This window comes from Hydrogenophaga aquatica (assembly GCF_054780915.1).
Map to the genome: position 1 here is coordinate 121,959 of NZ_BAAGVK010000015.1, position 16,199 is coordinate 138,157.

General features: G+C 63.9%; 15 protein-coding genes and 1 tRNA gene. 10 read left to right on the top strand and 6 right to left on the bottom strand.

Going from position 1 to position 16,199, the window contains the following annotated elements:
* Positions 1–12: 12 nt before the first annotated feature.
* Both ACYVHH_RS13170 and ACYVHH_RS13175 read right to left on the bottom strand, forming a co-directional pair.
* Entirely contained in the window at positions 13–1,365 is a 1,353-nt protein-coding gene (locus ACYVHH_RS13170; protein ID WP_460565632.1) for a tyrosine-type recombinase/integrase, read from the bottom strand.
* Positions 1,366–1,451: 86 nt separating this feature from the next.
* Positions 1,452–1,538 (bottom strand) — tRNA-Leu (locus tag ACYVHH_RS13175).
* A 66-nt stretch (positions 1,539–1,604) separates the two neighbouring features.
* Here ACYVHH_RS13175 and cysM point away from each other — a divergent pair.
* The 3 genes from cysM (at position 1,605) to ACYVHH_RS13190 (ending at position 3,434) form a co-directional block, all read left to right on the top strand.
* Positions 1,605–2,561 carry a cysteine synthase CysM gene (gene cysM, locus ACYVHH_RS13180; protein ID WP_460565633.1) on the top strand — a complete coding sequence of 319 codons (957 nt, stop codon included), beginning with the start codon at positions 1,605–1,607 and terminating at the stop codon, positions 2,559–2,561.
* A 20-nt stretch (positions 2,562–2,581) separates the two neighbouring features.
* The gene (locus tag ACYVHH_RS13185) at positions 2,582–3,106 is read left to right on the top strand and encodes an NUDIX domain-containing protein (RefSeq protein ID WP_460565634.1); all 525 of its coding nucleotides are present in this window, start codon (positions 2,582–2,584) and stop codon (positions 3,104–3,106) included.
* A gap of 100 nt (positions 3,107–3,206) precedes the next feature.
* Positions 3,207–3,434 carry a sulfurtransferase TusA family protein gene (locus tag ACYVHH_RS13190; protein ID WP_460565635.1) on the top strand — a complete coding sequence of 76 codons (228 nt, stop codon included), beginning with the start codon at positions 3,207–3,209 and terminating at the stop codon, positions 3,432–3,434.
* Between the two features lie 55 nt (positions 3,435–3,489).
* Here the strand turns inward: ACYVHH_RS13190 and ACYVHH_RS13195 are convergent, their stop codons facing one another.
* Positions 3,490–6,444: a valine--tRNA ligase gene (locus ACYVHH_RS13195; RefSeq protein ID WP_460565636.1), complete on the bottom strand. Its 2,955-nt coding sequence runs from the start codon at positions 6,442–6,444 to the stop codon at positions 3,490–3,492.
* 399 nt (positions 6,445–6,843) lie between these two features.
* On the opposite strand from ACYVHH_RS13195, the gene ACYVHH_RS13200 reads away from it, so the two are divergent.
* The 4 genes from ACYVHH_RS13200 (at position 6,844) to ACYVHH_RS13215 (ending at position 9,814) form a co-directional block, all read left to right on the top strand.
* Positions 6,844–7,122: a hypothetical protein gene (locus ACYVHH_RS13200; RefSeq protein WP_460565637.1), complete on the top strand. Its 279-nt coding sequence runs from the start codon at positions 6,844–6,846 to the stop codon at positions 7,120–7,122.
* Positions 7,123–7,297: 175 nt separating this feature from the next.
* On the top strand, positions 7,298–7,720 hold the full coding sequence (locus tag ACYVHH_RS13205; RefSeq protein ID WP_460565638.1) for a rubrerythrin family protein: 423 nt from the start codon (positions 7,298–7,300) through the stop codon (positions 7,718–7,720).
* A gap of 139 nt (positions 7,721–7,859) precedes the next feature.
* Complete coding sequence (locus ACYVHH_RS13210) at positions 7,860–9,209, top strand: (Fe-S)-binding protein (protein ID WP_460565639.1); 1,350 nt, start codon at positions 7,860–7,862, stop codon at positions 9,207–9,209.
* Between the two features lie 14 nt (positions 9,210–9,223).
* The gene (locus ACYVHH_RS13215; protein ID WP_460565640.1) at positions 9,224–9,814 is read left to right on the top strand and encodes a DUF3501 family protein; all 591 of its coding nucleotides are present in this window, start codon (positions 9,224–9,226) and stop codon (positions 9,812–9,814) included.
* Between the two features lie 3 nt (positions 9,815–9,817).
* Here the strand turns inward: ACYVHH_RS13215 and ACYVHH_RS13220 are convergent, their stop codons facing one another.
* The gene (locus ACYVHH_RS13220; RefSeq protein WP_460565641.1) at positions 9,818–10,519 is read right to left on the bottom strand and encodes a pseudouridine synthase; all 702 of its coding nucleotides are present in this window, start codon (positions 10,517–10,519) and stop codon (positions 9,818–9,820) included.
* Between ACYVHH_RS13220 and yaaA the strand changes: the two genes are divergently transcribed.
* The 3 genes from yaaA to queF are packed head-to-tail and all read left to right on the top strand — an operon-like array spanning position 10,518 to position 13,059.
* Positions 10,518–11,294, top strand: a complete 777-nt coding sequence (gene yaaA / locus ACYVHH_RS13225) for a peroxide stress protein YaaA (protein WP_460565642.1) — start codon at positions 10,518–10,520, stop codon at positions 11,292–11,294. The genes ACYVHH_RS13220 and yaaA overlap by 2 nt on opposite strands.
* A 3-nt stretch (positions 11,295–11,297) precedes the next feature.
* A complete protein-coding gene (locus ACYVHH_RS13230) occupies positions 11,298–12,182 on the top strand; it encodes a 2OG-Fe(II) oxygenase (protein ID WP_460565643.1) in 885 nt (294 codons plus the stop codon).
* 7 nt (positions 12,183–12,189) lie between these two features.
* Positions 12,190–13,059 (top strand): NADPH-dependent 7-cyano-7-deazaguanine reductase QueF, encoded by an 870-nt coding sequence (queF, locus tag ACYVHH_RS13235; protein WP_460565644.1) that lies wholly within the window; start codon positions 12,190–12,192, stop codon positions 13,057–13,059.
* Positions 13,060–13,068: 9 nt separating this feature from the next.
* On the opposite strand, the gene ACYVHH_RS13240 is transcribed toward queF, so the two are convergent.
* Positions 13,069–14,634: a methyl-accepting chemotaxis protein gene (locus ACYVHH_RS13240; protein ID WP_460565645.1), complete on the bottom strand. Its 1,566-nt coding sequence runs from the start codon at positions 14,632–14,634 to the stop codon at positions 13,069–13,071.
* Between the two features lie 244 nt (positions 14,635–14,878).
* Positions 14,879–16,045: a Y-family DNA polymerase gene (locus ACYVHH_RS13245; RefSeq protein ID WP_460565667.1), complete on the bottom strand. Its 1,167-nt coding sequence runs from the start codon at positions 16,043–16,045 to the stop codon at positions 14,879–14,881.
* Between the last annotated feature and the right edge of the window lie 154 nt (positions 16,046–16,199).

Here is a 16,199-nt window from a genome sequence, read left to right on the forward strand (position 1 = left end):
TTTTTTACTGACCTATAGCCCCACCTTTTCCAGCCACTCACGCTTGATCTCAAGCCCATGACCATACCCGTACTTGTCCCCCACATCTTTTGACGCATGACCGTCGATGGCAAAAAGCACCTCTCTTGGACACCCAGCGTTACGAAGTCTGTCAGCGAGTGTGTGGCGGAAGCAATGGGAGGTGCCGTCCGTGACAGCCTGCCTGATGAACTTGTTGGCTGCACCTGAGGCTGAGTCGGCCTTGCACCCCTTGTCGGAGGTGTAGCGAGGAAAGGCGAACCGCTGCCCCGGCCTGACGCTGCTCACGATCCGCTGCGCGGCCCATAGGGACGCACCCACCAGTGGCACCTTACGGGCGCTGCCTTCGTTCTTGAGAGAGCGCCAAGGGTGTTCCTGAATGACGATGTGGGGGACTGGGTGATCAAGCACGATGTCAGACAAGGCCAAGCCAGCCACTTCAGCAATCCTTGGCCCAGTGTCGATCATCAAGGCTACCAGCCAGCGAAGGTCATCATCAAGCGATTGACACTGGCGATAGATGGTCTGAAGCTCATCGCCTGTGAACACCTTGCGCTTGACCTTGTCCTTGCCCTCATCGGGTATGGCAAGCCGGGCGAAGGGGTTAGCTATCGTTAGGCTGTTTTCGTGAATCCATGTGTTGAAGATGGCAGTCAGCACATTCAACCGACGCCTGACAGTTGTTGTCTTCTGCCCAGCTTCTAGGCACTTCTCTACGTACAGGCGAGCGTCTGCCCTGACGAATGTGTCTATGGGCTTATCGCCAACGATAGCAGTCAGGCCGTTCATCGTCCGGGTCTGGTCCTCAACGAACTTCGCATTGTTGCGGCGTTTGTGAACGCTGAGGTACAGGGCTAGTGCATCAGATAAGCGGGTGTCCTTCTTGCCAGACAATCTTCGACCAGCCTCGATCTCTACTGGTGTCAGATACTGCTCCGAATCCGCATACTCGTAGGCGTGTTCTGGGTCTTCCTGCCTTGCTGCCCACTCTTGTTTTTTCTCGTCAATGTGGTCACGCAGGAGTTCCAGCGCCATCGGATCGTTGTCCTGACTGAACGGCTTCAGTCCCCATCCCTCAAGCCACTTGTCCGCATGGACTGCCAGTGCCTTTGGTGAAAGTTCAGGCGCAGTCCTCATGGCCTCCCACTCGGACTCGTAGTGCCTGTTGAGTCGCTCAACCTTTCGGGCCACTTTGAGCGGGTCCGAGGTCTTCAGGTTGACTTTGACGTTTTTGTTCGGGTAACGGTCGTGCAGATCAGCGGGGACGGCACGTTGGTAGAAGACAGTGTTACCTCGGGTGTAGGTGTACTTGATCTTCACTTGCAAGGGGCCAAATGTCAGGAGCATGGGGCAGAACTACCACAGTTTCTACCACAAAGAAGCTCGCTACAAAGGAAAAAGCCCAAGTAGATCAACTACTTAGGCTTTTTTGATGGTGCCGGGGGCCGGACTCGAACCGGCACGGTGTCTCCACCGGCAGATTTTGAATCTGCTGCGTCTACCAATTTCGCCACTCCGGCTTTAGGGTAAGCCGAAATTATGGCACAGTGAAGGGGCACTTCCGGTTGCCCAGAACAAAACGATCCATGAAATCTGCATCCAGCAACGCTGCACGGCGCAGCGCCAAGCCCAAAACCCCGCGCGTCTACCAGACCATCGAAGGTGCCATCGGCAACACGCCGCTGGTGGCACTGCAGCGCATCGGCGCCGAGCCGAACCGTGCACGTGGCAACGTGGTGTTGGGCAAGCTGGAGGGCAACAACCCCGCCGGTTCGGTGAAGGACCGGCCGGCCCTGTCGATGATCCAGCGCGCCGAGGAGCGCGGCGAGATCAAGCAGGGCGACACGCTGATCGAAGCCACATCGGGCAACACCGGCATTGCACTGGCCATGGCTGCGGCCATCAAGGGGTACCGCATGGTGCTCATCATGCCCGAGGACCTGAGTATTGAGCGTGCCCAGACCATGAAGGCCTTTGGCGCGGAACTGATCCTCACGCCCAAGAGCGGAGGCATGGAGTACGCGCGCGACCTGGCCGAGCAGATGCAGAAGGACGGCAAGGGCCGTGTGCTGGATCAGTTTGCCAACCCCGACAACCCGCGCATCCACTACGAAACCACGGGCCCCGAAATCTGGGAACAGACCGGCGGGCAGATCACCCATTTCGTCAGCGCCATGGGTACCACCGGCACCATCACCGGGGTGTCGCGCTTCCTCAAGGAAAAGAACCCCGCCATCCGCATCATCGGTGCGCAGCCCAGCGAGGGCTCGCGCATTCCGGGCATCCGCAAGTGGCCGCAGGAGTACCTGCCCAAGATCTACGACCCGTCCCACGTGGACGAGCTGGTCTACGTGAGCCAGCCCGACGCTGAGGAGATGTGCCGGCGCCTGGCGCGCGAAGAGGGCATCTTTGCGGGCATTTCTGCCGCAGGTGCCTGCTGGGTGGCACAGCAGATCGCGCAGCAGGTGGAGAACGCCACCATCGTCTTCGTGGTGTGCGACAGGGGGGACCGCTACCTGTCCACCGGCGTGTTCCCGGCCTGAACTGCGCTGCAGGAGCCCCTTTGAGCGATCTGCGCCATTGCCCTGTCTGTGCCACGGTTTTGGCGCAGATCGAACTGCTGGAGGACGGCGGGCCCAAGACGCGTTTGCGTTGCCCGGCCTGCGGCTGGACACACTGGAACAACCCGGTGCCGGTGCTGGCGGCCATTGTGGAGCTGGACGGCAAAGTGCTGCTGGCGCGCAATGCGGCTTGGACGCAGCGCATGTTTGCCTTGATCACCGGCTTCATGGAGGCTGGTGAAAGTCCTGAAGAAGGCATACGCCGCGAGGTGCTGGAGGAAACCGGCCTGACCGTGGAGCGGCTGGCACTGGTGGGTGTGCACGATTTCCAGCGCATGAACCAGGTGATCATCACCTACCACGCCGTGGCGCATGGCGAGGTATGCCTGTCGCCCGAGCTGGCCGAATACAAGCTGTTCGACCCCAAGGATGTGATCTGCTGGCCAGCTGGCACCGGCTGGGCGCTGGCCGACTGGCTGCGCTCGCGGGGCATCGAGCCGCGCTTCATGGAGCTGTCTGCCAACTGAGATTCATTGCTGGCGCTGACAGCGAAGCGTGGGGGTTCTTGATCAATCGGCAAAGTTACCCCGCCCCCCTTAAAATGCGTCGTTAAACAGGAACCGAACCATGAACGCAGACCGAGAACTCGACGCACGCGGCCTGAACTGCCCGCTCCCCATCCTCAAAGCCAAGAAAGCCCTGGCGGAAATGACCAGCGGCCAGACCCTGAAGGTGATTGCCACCGACACCGGTTCGGTGCGTGACTTCCAGGCCTTTGCCAAGCAGACCGGCAACGAGCTGGTGGAGCAGGACACCACCGGGCCGGACTACGTGACGGTGCTGCGCCGCCGCTGAGCTCCGCTCAGGAAAAAGGCCGCTGATCAGCGGCCTTTCTGGTTTGTGGGGGGCGTCAAGCCCCCAGGCGCTGCAACTGTTCCTGCAGCCGCGCCAGCGTGGCGCCGAACTCGGCCACGCGCTTTTTCTCCTGCTCGATCACCGCTGGCGGCGCCTTGGCCACAAAGGCCTCGTTGCCCAGCTTGCCATTGGCCTTGGCGATTTCGCCCTGCAGGCGGGCCACTTCCTTGCCCAGGCGGGCTTTCTCGGCTGCCACGTCGATTTCCATGAACAGGCACAGGCGTGCGTCGCCCACCACGGCCACGGGTGCGGCCTGTGCGGCGGCGCTCCAGCTGGCCTCGTCGGCAAACACCTTCACCTCGCTCAGCTTGGCCAGGGCCTGCAGCACGGGGGCAATGTCTTGCAGGAAGGCGGCACCGGCCGGGCTGCCCGCCACCGCGTACAGCGGCAGGCGCTGGGCGGGTGACACGTTCATTTCACCGCGCAGGTTGCGGCAGGCATCCACCAGAGCCTTGAGCTGGGCCACGTGGGCTTCGGCCTGCTCGTCGATGCGCTCGGGCTGGCTCACGGGGTAGGCCGCCACGCTCACCGAATCGCCAGTGCGGCCTGCCACGGGGGCCACCTTCTGCCACAGCTCCTCGGTGATGAAGGGGATGATCGGGTGGGCCAGACGCAGAATAGTTTCCAGCGTGCGGATCAGGGTGCGGCGGGTGCCGCGCTGCTGCTCGGCGTTGCCGGTGTTGATCTGCACCTTGGCGATTTCGAGGTACCAGTCGCAGAACTCGTTCCAGACGAATTCGTAGATGGTGTTGGCCACGTTGTCCAGGCGGTATTCGGCAAAGCCCTTGGCAACCTCGGCTTCCACGCGCTGCAGGCGCGAGACGATCCAGCGGTCGGCCTGGCTGAAGTGCAGGTAGCCGCCACCGGGCACGCAGGCGTCGGCGCTGTGTTCGCTCAGGCCGCAGTCATGGCCTTCGCAGTTCATCAGCACGAAGCGGGTGGCGTTCCAGAGCTTGTTGCAGAAGTTGCGGTAGCCCTCGCAGCGCTTGCTGTCGAAGTTGATGCTGCGGCCCAGGCTGGCGAGCGCGGCGAAGGTGAAGCGCAGTGCGTCGGCGCCGTAGGCGGGAATGCCTTCAGGGAATTCCTTCTCGGTGGCCTTGCGCACTTGCGGTGCGGTTTCAGGCTTGCGCAGACCGGTGGTGCGCTTGTCCAGCAGCGGGGCCAGTTCAATGCCGTCGATCAGGTCCACCGGGTCGAGCACGTTGCCTTCGGACTTGCTCATCTTCTTGCCTTGCGCGTCGCGCACCAGGCCGTGGATGTACACGTGCCTGAACGGCACGCGGCCGGTGAAGTGCGTGGTCATCATGATCATCCGGGCGACCCAGAAGAAGATGATGTCGTAGCCGGTGACCAGCACGGTGCTGGGCAGGTACAGGTCGTAGTCCTTGGTGGCGGAGCTGTCTTGCAAAGCCTCGGGCCAGCCCAGGGTGGAGAAGGGCACCAGCGCACTGGAGTACCAGGTGTCGAGCACGTCGGGGTCGCGCGAGAGGCCGCCGTTGAGTACCTGCTGGCGCTGCGATTCGCCCAGGTGCTGCGCGTAGGCCTGGAGCTGTGCCTGGGCGTCTTCGGCGTCACGCGCCACGTAGACGTTGCCTTCGATGTCATACCAGGCGGGGATCTGGTGGCCCCACCACAACTGGCGGGAAATGCACCAGTCCTGGATGTTGTTCATCCACTGGTTGTAGGTGTTGACCCAGTTTTCGGGCACGAAGCTGACCTGGCCGCTGGCCACGGCGTCGATGGCCTTCTGGGCAATGCTCTTGCCCGTGAGGTCCTGCTCGCTCACCTTGCTCATGGCCACGAACCACTGGTCGGTCAGCATGGGCTCAACCACCTGGCCAGTGCGCGCGCAGCGCGGCACCATGAGCTTGTGCTTCTTCACTTCCACCAGTAGGCCGGCGGTTTCCAGGTCGGCCACGACCTGCTTGCGGGCGACGAAGCGGTCCAGTCCGCGGTACTTGGCGGGGGCGTTGTCGTTGATGGTGGCGTCGAGTGCCAGCACGCCAATGATGGGCAGCTGGTGGCGCTGGCCGACGGCGTAGTCGTTCGCGTCGTGCGCGGGGGTGACCTTGACCACGCCGGTGCCGAATTCGCGGTCCACGTAGGCGTCGGCGATCACGGGGATTTCGCGGTCGCACAGAGGCAGTTTCACGTACTGGCCGATCAGGTGTGCGTAGCGCTCGTCTTCGGGGTGGACCATCACGGCCACGTCACCCAGCAGGGTTTCGGGGCGGGTGGTGGCCACCACCAGCTGGCCTTCACCGCTGGCCAGGGGGTAGGCAATGTGCCAGAGCGAGCCGTCTTCTTCTTCGCTTTCCACTTCCAGGTCGGACACGGCGGTCTTGAGTACCGGGTCCCAGTTGACCAGGCGCTTGCCACGGTAGATGAGGCCTTGCTGGTAGAGCTTGACGAAGGTTTCGGTCACCACCTTGGACAGCTTGTCGTCCATGGTGAAGTACTCGCGGCTCCAGTCCACGCTGTCGCCCATGCGGCGCATTTGCGTAGTGATGGTGTTGCCGGACTGCTCCTTCCATTCCCACACCTTGGCCACGAAGTTCTTGCGCGCTTCTTCGGGCGTGGGGCCCATGTCGTGGCGGCTGATGCCCTGGCCTTGCAACTGGCGCTCCACCACGATCTGCGTGGCAATGCCCGCGTGGTCGGTGCCCGGCACCCACACGGTGTTGAAGCCCATCATGCGGTGGTAGCGGGTGAGGCTGTCCATGATGGTCTGGTTGAAGGCGTGGCCCATGTGCAGCGTGCCCGTGACGTTGGGCGGCGGCAACTGGATGGCGAAGGAGGGCGCGCCCGCCTGGGCAGCGCCGGTGCCACGGAAACCGGCCACGCCATAGCCGCGCTTTTCCCACTCGGGGCCCCACTGGCGCTCGATGGCCGAGGGCTCGAAGGACTTGGACAGGGCCTGGAGGCCGGGCTGGGCGACGGTGTCGGTCATGGCAGGTATGGGAGGCTGGGAATCGGGTGGCGGTGGCCGGTATGGCCGCGGCAGGGCCGTGTCTGGTGACAGTGCCATGCAAACGAGAGATTTTACGGGGAGCAGGGCACGCGCGCCGACGGCACTTGCCCGCCCGCTGACCCTGCGGTTTTCCATTTCTTAAGTTTCCAGGCCCGCCGGTCGCTTTGCACCTGTATTCCAACGGCCTTGCCTGCAGGCCGTGCTTGCAAGGTGATCTGTTCCGGGGGTGTCATGGGAACTGGCGTTGTTGATGTCTGGCGGGGGCTCGCCAAACGCACTGGACGTGGGCGGCGCCTGCATTCCTGTGCCGCTGCACTGTTATTGGTTGCAGTGGTGCTGGCCCTTTGTGCTTATCACTATGGGGATGCCGCAAACGCCATGAGCGGTGCGCTACTGAGGTTGGAGGCGTCGAACGCCTTGCGTGCCGGGGAACATGACAAGGCGGTGGACTTGTACCTGGAACTGCAACGCCGGTATCCGGCGGATCCTTCTCTGGCCGCACGCGCCGGGCTGGCGCAATACCATGCGGGCCGCCATGTGGACGCATTGGTGGCGTTCAGCCTGTTGCGAGGGGAGCGTCTGCCCGACGAGGAAGCCAGGCAGGTAGAGCTGGCTGCCAGGGACGTGATGGTCAAGCTGCGGTTGCGAGCCGAGTGACGGGCCCGCCGTGTCGGCCCCTCGGCTGGGCATAGCCCCCTTCAATCCACAACATAGGCGCGGCCTATTAGACATCGCGCGCCGATGGGGATAAGGTTGACCTGTCGGCCGGTGATGGGCCAGGCAGGTCTGCGTGACCGGCGGCATTTCCTCTGACTTCAAACAGGAGACCAGCATGCCTCAACTGAAAGGTTCCAAGACCGAACAGTGCCTGAAGGACGCCTTTGCGGGCGAGTCCCAGGCCAACCGCCGTTACCTCTACTTCGCAAACAAGGCCGACGTGGAGGGCCAGAACGACGTGGCGGCCCTGTTCCGCTCCACTGCCGAAGGGGAAACCGGCCACGCCCACGGGCACCTGGAGTTCCTGGAAGCGTCTGGCGACCCGGCCACGGGTCTGCCCATTGGCTCCACGCGCCAGAACCTGGAGTCCGCCATTGCCGGTGAAACCCACGAGTACACCGACATGTACCCGGGCATGGCCAAGACCGCCCGTGGCGAGGGCTTTGACGAGATCGCCGACTGGTTCGAGACGCTGGCCAAGGCCGAGCGCTCGCACGCCAACCGTTACGCCAAGGCTCTGGCTGAACTGACGGACTGAACCGCATCTTCTGATGGTTGTCTCGACCCCTTGAGGGTTGAGCGTCGGGTGTTGCCTGCGCGGTTTCGCGGGCAGCACCCTTCGCCCAGCGTTCAAAAGAGGCGCAAGGCCAGACGACCCACAGACAGAGGAGAACAACATGGCGCGAGAAGGCAACCTGGAGGCCCCCACCCGGCACGCCCTGGACTGGAAGAACCCGGATTTCCACGACGAGGAAAAGTGCCTGACGGAACTTGAGCGCATCTTCGACATCTGCCACGGCTGCCGCCGTTGCGTGAGCCTGTGCGGCGCCTTCCCCACGCTGTTCGACCTGGTGGACGAAAGCTCCACCATGGAGGTGGACGGCGTGGACAAGAAGGACTACTGGAAGGTGGTGGACCAGTGCTACATGTGCGACCTGTGTTACATGACCAAGTGCCCGTACACGCCGCCGCACGAGTGGAACCTGGACTTTCCCCACACCATGTTGCGAGCCAAGGCCATCAAGTTCAAGAAAGGCGAGGTGAAGGCGGCTGAGAAATTCCTGGCCTCCACCGACGTGCATGGCTCTTTCGCGGGCATTCCCATCGTGGTGCAGGTGGCCAACGCGGTGAACAAGACAAAGGTGGCGCGCGGCCTCATGGAAAAGGCCATGGGTGTGCACCGCGACGCCTGGCTGCCGGAACTGGCCGCCCGCCGCTTCCGCTGGGGTGCGGCCGAGTCCCAGTCCACCGAGGTGAAGGACGGTGAGCGCACCCCTGGCAAAGTCGCCATCTTCTCGACCTGCTTCGTCAACTACAACGAGCCCGGCATCGGCCACGATCTGCTGAAGATATTGGCGCACAACGGCATTCCTTACGTTCTGGTGGAGAAGGAACGCTGCTGCGGCATGCCCAAGCTGGAGCTGGGCGACCTGGATTCCGTACAGGCCGCCAAGGAGGCCAACATTCCCGTGCTGGCCAAGTACGCCAAGGACGGTTTTGCCATCCTGAGCACAGTGCCCAGCTGCACGCTGATGTTCAAGCAGGAACTGCCTCTGATGTTCCCTGATGACGCCGACACCCAGCTGGTGAAGGATGCGATGTGGGACCCTTTCGAGTACCTGATGGCGCGCAAGCGCGACGGACTGCTCAAGACCGAGTTCCCGCAACCACTCGGCAACGTGAGCTACCAGATTCCCTGCCATGGCCGCGTGCAGAACATCGGCAAGAAGACCGAGGAGATGCTGAAGATGGTGCCAGGCACCACGGTCAACACCATCGAACGCTGCTCGGGCCACGCGGGTACCTTCGGGGTGAAGAAGGCCTACCATCCCATGGCCATGAAAATCGGCAAGCCGGTGTTCAAGGCCATGTCACAGATGAAGGACGGCGCCAAGCCCGACTACATCAGTTCAGACTGCCCGCTGGGCGGCCACCACATTGCGCAGGGGTTCGAGGTCAATCAGCTGGGCACGCCAACGCTGGCGCACCCCCTGACACTGGTGCGAACCGCCTACGGATTGAAGTGAAAGGGAACGCTCTTATGGAACTGACCGGAAAGATCACCCCCGACAGCCTGATGACGCTGGAGGCCTACAGCAAGTGGCGCAAGACCCACAAGCCCGAGGTGATTGCCCACCGCAAGCTGCGCACGGTGTACCTGGGTGAGCACGTGAGCGTGCAGTTCGAAAGCGAGCTGAGCATGCGCTACCAGATCCAGGAGATGCTGCGCATCGAGAAAATCTTCGAGGAAGAGGGCATCCAGGACGAGATCGACGCCTACGCCCCGCTGGTGCCAGATGGCGGCAACTGGAAGGCCACGATGTTGCTGGAGTACCCCGACGTCAACGAGCGTAAGCGCGAGCTGGCGCGGCTGATCGGCATCGAGGACCGCATGTTCGTGGAGGTGGAGGGGCATGCGCGTGTCTACGCCATCGCCGACGAGGACCTGGACCGCGAAACCGAGGACAAGACGTCGGCCGTGCACTTCCTGCGCTTTGAGTTGAACCCAGCGATGCGCGCGGCGGTCAAGGCTGGCGCCGCCGTGAAGCTGGGGTGCGACCACACCAACTACCCGGCGCATGTGCAGATCACGCCCGAGACGCTGGCCAGCCTGGCGGGTGATCTGAAATAACCTTCAGTCCACGCGCCAGGGTTCCCACAGCGCCCATTCCGGGCCGGGTGGCGACTCGATGGTCAATGGCTGTCCAGTCACGGGGTGAGGCAGCACAACCTGGGCAGCGTGCAGCCACAGCCGTTGCAGGTCCAGGTGGCTGGCCACGGCGCGATTGAGCGGCCCCTTGCCATGCGTGGCGTCGCCCAGAATGGGGTGGGCAATGTGCTTCATGTGCCTGCGCAGCTGGTGGCGGCGGCCAGTCAATGGCTGCAACTCTACCAGCGCTGCCCGCGTGGCTGAAAAGTTGCCCTGGGCCAGCGGCAGTTCGTACCTCGCCAGCCGCCGGTACAAGGTCCGGGCAGCCTGCACTTCTTCGCGTCCGTCGCGGGCGTCGTCGTTCATGCGGCGCAGCGGGTGGTCAATCTCGCCTTGCTCGGCTGGCCAGCCGCGCACCACGGCGTGGTAGGTCTTGCTCAGCGCGTGGCCTTGCTCAAAGGCCTGGCCCAGCGTGCGGGCCACCTCGGCCTGCAGGGCGAACAGCAGCACGCCGCTGGTGCCTTTGTCCAGCCGGTGCACGGGCCACACCTGGCGTTCCAACTGGTCGCGCAGCATCTGCAGGGCAAAGCGGGTTTCGCCCGCGTCCAGGCCGGTGCGGTGAACCAGCAGCCCGGCGGGCTTGTCCACGCTTGCAAGATAATTGTCCAGATAGAGGATGTTGAGCATGTTGTTCCTATTGTCTCCAGCCAAGGCGCTCGACTACGAGACGCCCGCCCACGTTTCCAACCACACGCAACCGCAGTTCGTGCCGCAGGCCAGCGAGCTGATCGAGGTGCTGCGCAAGAAGTCGCCGCAGGACATTGCCACGCTGATGGACCTGAGCGACCAGCTTGCGGGCCTGAACGTGGCGCGCTACCAGGCGTGGCAGCCTACCTTCACCACGGCGAACGCCAAGCAGGCCGTGCTGGCCTTCAACGGCGATGTGTACGAGGGGCTGGATGCCCGCACGCTGGGCGAAGAAGACCTGGCCTGGGTGCAGGAGCACGTGTGCATATTGAGCGGCCTGTACGGCGTGCTGCGGCCGCTTGACCTGATGAAGCCCTACCGCCTGGAAATGGGTACGCGCCTGGAAACCCCCCGGGGCAAGAACCTGTACCAGTTCTGGGGCACCCAGATCGCCGACTATTTGAACCAGCGCGCCGCCGCCGACAAGACGCCCGTGATCGTCAACCTGGCGAGTGAGGAGTATTTCAAGTCGGTCGACAAGAAGGCGCTGAAGCCCCGCGTGGTGACCTGCGTGTTCGAGGAACTCAAGGCCGGCAAGTACAAGGTCATCAGCTTCATGGCCAAACGCGCGCGCGGGCTGATGGTGCGTTACGCCGTGAGCAAGCGCATCGGCACGGTGGAAGGGCTCAAGGGCTTTGATCTGGAGGGCTACCAGTTTGTGCCAGCGGCTTCTGAAACCGACCGGCTGGTGTTCCGCCGGGACGCGAAGGCCTGAAGCATGAACCAGGCCGTGACCCCCGAACTCAAGCGCTGGATCGTGGAACAGGCCACGGCCGGCTTCCCGCCGGAAGCCGTGCTCAAGGCCATGCGCGACGCGGGCTGGCGCGAGGACGTGGCGATGCGGGCCATGGAATCCACGCTCAGTGAGCACCTGCAGCAGCGGTCGCCGGCGCAGCCGCTGCCCGCCGTGCCTGGGGCTTCGGTGGCGCAGGCCCAGGCGTTTTTGCCAGCGCTGCCACAACCCGATCTGCGCGGCTCGCCGCGTCTGCTCGACCTGGGCGACCGCGTGGTGCAGGTGCTGGCGCAGATGCAAAGCCCCCGGATGGCGGTGTTCGGGCAGTTCCTGTCTGACGAGGAGTGCGATGCGCTCATCGACGCTGCCCGGCCGCGCATGCAGCGTTCGCTCACCGTGCAAACGTCCACCGGTGGCGAAGAACTCAACGCCGACCGCACCAGCAACGGCATGTTCTTCCGCCGTGGGGAGAGCGAGGTGGTGGCCCGCGTGGAGGCGCGCATCGCGCGGCTGCTCAACTGGCCGGTGGAAAACGGCGAGGGTCTGCAGGTGCTGCAGTACCGCCCGGGCGCCGAGTACAAGCCCCATTACGACTATTTCGACCCTGGCGAGCCGGGCACGGCCAACATCGTGCGCCGCGGCGGCCAGCGCGTGGCCACGCTGGTGATGTACCTCAACGACCCCGTGCGCGGCGGGGGCACCACCTTCCCGGACGTGGGACTGGAGGTGGCGCCTCAACGTGGCAACGCGGTGTACTTCGCCTACGACCGGCCGCACCCCGCCACGCGCACCCTGCACGGTGGCGCGCCGGTGCTGGAAGGCGAAAAATGGGTGGCCACCAAGTGGCTGCGCGAACGCGAATTTGTTTGAGATAACCATGCACCCTGCACAGCACCCCAGCCAGCACCAGCCCGAGCATTCCGAGTTGGGCAAGGTGTCGGCCTACAAGGACCGGTACGACCCGGCGCTGCTTTTCCCCCTGCCGCGTGCGCCCAAGCGTGCGGAGATCGGCCTTCATGGCTCGGTGCCGTTCACGGGTGCGGACTTCTGGACCGCCTACGAACTGAGCTGGCTCAACCCGCGTGGCAAGCCCCAGGTGGCCCTGGCCCACGTGACCGTGCCTTGTGAAACACCCAACATCGTGGAGAGCAAGTCCTTCAAGCTCTACCTGAACAGCTTCAACAACACCGTGTTTGCAGACGCGCAGGCCGTGCAGGATAGGTTGCGCGCCGACCTGAGCGAGGCCGTGTGGCGTGGCGCCGAGCGCCAGGGTACGGTGGGCGTGCGCGTGCTGACGCCAGACCTGTTCGGCCAGGAAAAGATGCACGAGCTCGATGGCCTGAGCCTGGACCGGCTGGACGTGGAGTGCACCGACTACGAGCCCGCGCCACAATGGCTGCAGGCCGACCACAGCCAGGCGGTGGCTGACGAGGTGCTGGTGAGTGACTTGCTCAAGAGCAATTGCCTGGTCACCGGCCAGCCCGATTGGGGCAGCGTGCGCATCGCCTACAGCGGCGCACCCATCGACCAGGCAGGCCTGCTGCGCTACATCGTGAGTTTTCGCAACCACAACGAATTCCACGAGCAGTGCGTGGAGCGCATCTTCATGGACGTGTGGACGCGTTGCCGCCCCACCAAGCTGAGCGTGTATGCGCGCTACACCCGCCGTGGCGGGCTGGACATCAACCCCTGGCGCACCAGCCACCCGCAGACGCCGCCGCCGAGCGTGCGCACGGCGCGGCAGTAAGCCTGTTTTTTAAAGGCGGAACACCCCGACGGCCTCTTCCACGCTGCGGGTGCTCTGGTTGAGGTTGGCTGCTGCGGCGGTGGATTGCTCCACCAATGCGGCGTTCTGCTGGGTGACGCTGTCGAGCTGGGTGACCGCTTCGTTCACCTGCGCGATGCCCTGGGACTGCTCGTGCGTGGCGGCATTGATCTGCAGCACCAGTTCGGTCACCTTTTCCACCTCGTTCACCACACCGTCGATGGTGGTGGCGGCTTCCTGCATCTGGCGTGCACCCTGGCTCACCTGCTGCACCGAATCGCTGATGAGGTCGCGGATCTCCTTCGCGGCGTTGGCGCTGCGCTGGGCCAGCGCACGCACCTCTGACGCCACCACGGCGAAGCCGCGGCCCTGCTCACCGGCGCGTGCGGCTTCCACTGCCGCGTTCAGCGCCAGGATGTTGGTCTGGAAGGCAATGCTTTCGATGACCGAGATGATTTCGCTGACCTTGTGCGACGACGACTCGATGGCCTGCATGGACGCGCCCACCGCGCGGATGGCTTGCTGGCCTTGCGTCGCCACCTCGCCGCTGTGCTGCGTCTGCTGCGCGACGCGGCTGGCGGTGTCGGCCGTCTGTTTCACGGTGCTCGAAAGCTCCTCCATGGACGCCGCCGTTTCCTCCAGGCTGCTGGCCTGCGATTCGGTGCGTGCCGACAGGTCCATGCTGCCGTCGGCAATCTCCTTGGCCGAGCGGCTGAAGCCGTGGATCTCACTGCGCACGTCGCCGATCACGGCACGCAGGTTCAGCTGCACCTGCTGCAGCTTGCGGATGAGCGAGCCCATGGGGTCGGGGTAGTGGTTGTCCAGCTGGGTCTTGAGGTTGCAGCTCGCCAGGTCTCGTGCGAAGCGGTCCGCTTCGTCGATGGCCTTGGCAAAGCGCGAGTGGAACCATGCCATCACACCGCTGGCACCCACCAGCAAGCTCACCAGATGCAGGGCGGTGCCGGCCGTGCCTGTCCTCCATACCGCAGGCGCCATCAAGGGCAGCATGCCCAGCACGACGATGATCAGCATGCCCAGCCCCATCTGCTGGGTGGACGACAGGTGCCGCAGCGACTGCAGCCAGCCGCGCCAGCCCAGCAGGCGTACCTGGCCCCGGTGCAGGGTGAGGGTGTGGCGTCCGCTTTCGCGCTCGCGGCCGATCTGCGCGTACAGGGCATCGGCTGCCTGAATCTGCTCGCGCGTGGGCTTGGTGCGCACCGACAGGTAACCCACCGGCTTGCCGTTCTCCATGATGGGCGTGACGTTGGCCACGACCCAGTAGTGGTCGCCGTTCTTGCGGCGGTTCTTCACCAGACCGGTCCAGGGCAGACCCCGGCCGATGGTGGCCCACAGGTCCTTGAAACCCTCGGGCGGCATGTCGGGGTGGCGGATGAGGTTGTGGTTCTGCCCCAGGAGCTCGTCGTGCGAGTAGCCGCTGACCTTGATGAAGGCCTGATTGCAGTGGGTGATGTAGCCCTTGGTGTCGGTGGTGGACACCAGCATCTCGGCCCCGGGGTAGTCATATTCCTGCTGGGTCACGGGCAGGTTCAATTTCATGGCGTCTCCTGTGCAGCGGCGCTCATGGCCGGGCGTTGATGGTTGTGTTTCTGACAGGCGAGGCGGTGCGCAATGGTCCCATACGACTGTCCGCGTGACAAATGCCTGTGGATTTGGAGGGGATTTTATGCAATAACCATTTCGCTTTTTGCCTTGGGGATTAGCAGTTTGATGACTTCAAGGCAAACGTCAAGACTTGTAGACAAGGGTTTGACCAAAGTGTCAGGTTCGGGTGTTTTGAGGCTCAGAAAAGTTGTCCCTGCTGCGACACGCCTGACTGGTTGGACGGTGTGTCGTTGTCCCCTGGGCGGGACAGTCCATCGGCCCGAACACCCAGCAGGCGCAGCGGCCGGTCCAGTGGTGCCCGCTTGAGTGCGAGACCAGCGCCGTGCCGCAGCGTGGCTGCATCATTCACGGCATGGTCCAGTTGCTGGTGGCGCGTGACGATCTTGAAGTTGTCGTACCGGAGCTTGACGGCCACGGCCCGCGCCACGTAGCCCTTGCGCTGCAGGTCGGCCGCCACCTGCTCACACAGCCGGGTGAACACAGCGCCCAGTGCCTGCCGGTCACGCCGGGCGTGCATGTCGCGTTCGAAAGTGGTCTCGCGACTCATGCTTACCGGTTCGCTGTGGGTTTGCACGGGGCGTTCGTCGCGGCCCCAGGCAGCTTCATGCAACCAGCGGCCATGGCTGTTGCCGAACAGTTCCACCAGCATGGGCAAGGGTTGTTGTGCCAGCTCGCCAATGGTGTGGATGCCTTGCTCTGTGAGCTTGCGGTCCGTCTGCGGGCCTATGCCGTTGATCTTGCGGCAGGGCAGGGGCCAGATCAGGCTTTCCAGGTCGCTTTCAAAGACGATGGAGATGCCATTGGGCTTGTTGAACTCGCTGGCCATCTTGGCCAGCAGCTTGTTCGGTGCCACGCCGATGGAACACGTCAGCCCAGTGGCGTCGAAGATGCTTTTCTGTATGAGCCTGGCCAGCACCCGGCCGCCCTCGCGCTGGCCGCCGGGCACGTCGGTGAAGTCAATGTAGACCTCGTCCACGCCCCGGTCCTCCATCACCGGCGCGAGTTCGGTGATCACTTTCTTGAACATGCGGGAGTAGCGCCGGTACTCGTCGAAGTCCACCGGCAGCAGGATGGCGTCCGGGCACAGGCGCGCGGCCTTCATCAGACCCATGGCGGAACCCACGCCGAACGCCCTCGCCGCGTAGGTGGCGGTGGTGATGACGCCGCGCCCCACGTAGTCCTTCACACGGGCGAAGGCGTCGAGCGGCAGCTCGGCCAGGGTGCGGCCCTCACCCGGGTTCAACAGGTGTTCGTCCTGTGGCCGGCGGCGCCCGCCGATGAGCACGGGCAGGCCACGCAGCTGCGGGTAGCGCAGCAGCTCGACGGACGCGTAGAAGGCGTCCATGTCCAGGTGGGCGATGCGTCTCAAGGGCTAAAAGGCTGGGTTGCTTGAATTTTGAGCACGCCCCAGAAAACCAATGCTGGCGCGGCCTTGCGTGATTGTCCATGGGTTTGTCCACAGCTTCGACCACAGGCTGCGTGGACAAGCCGGGTATGCT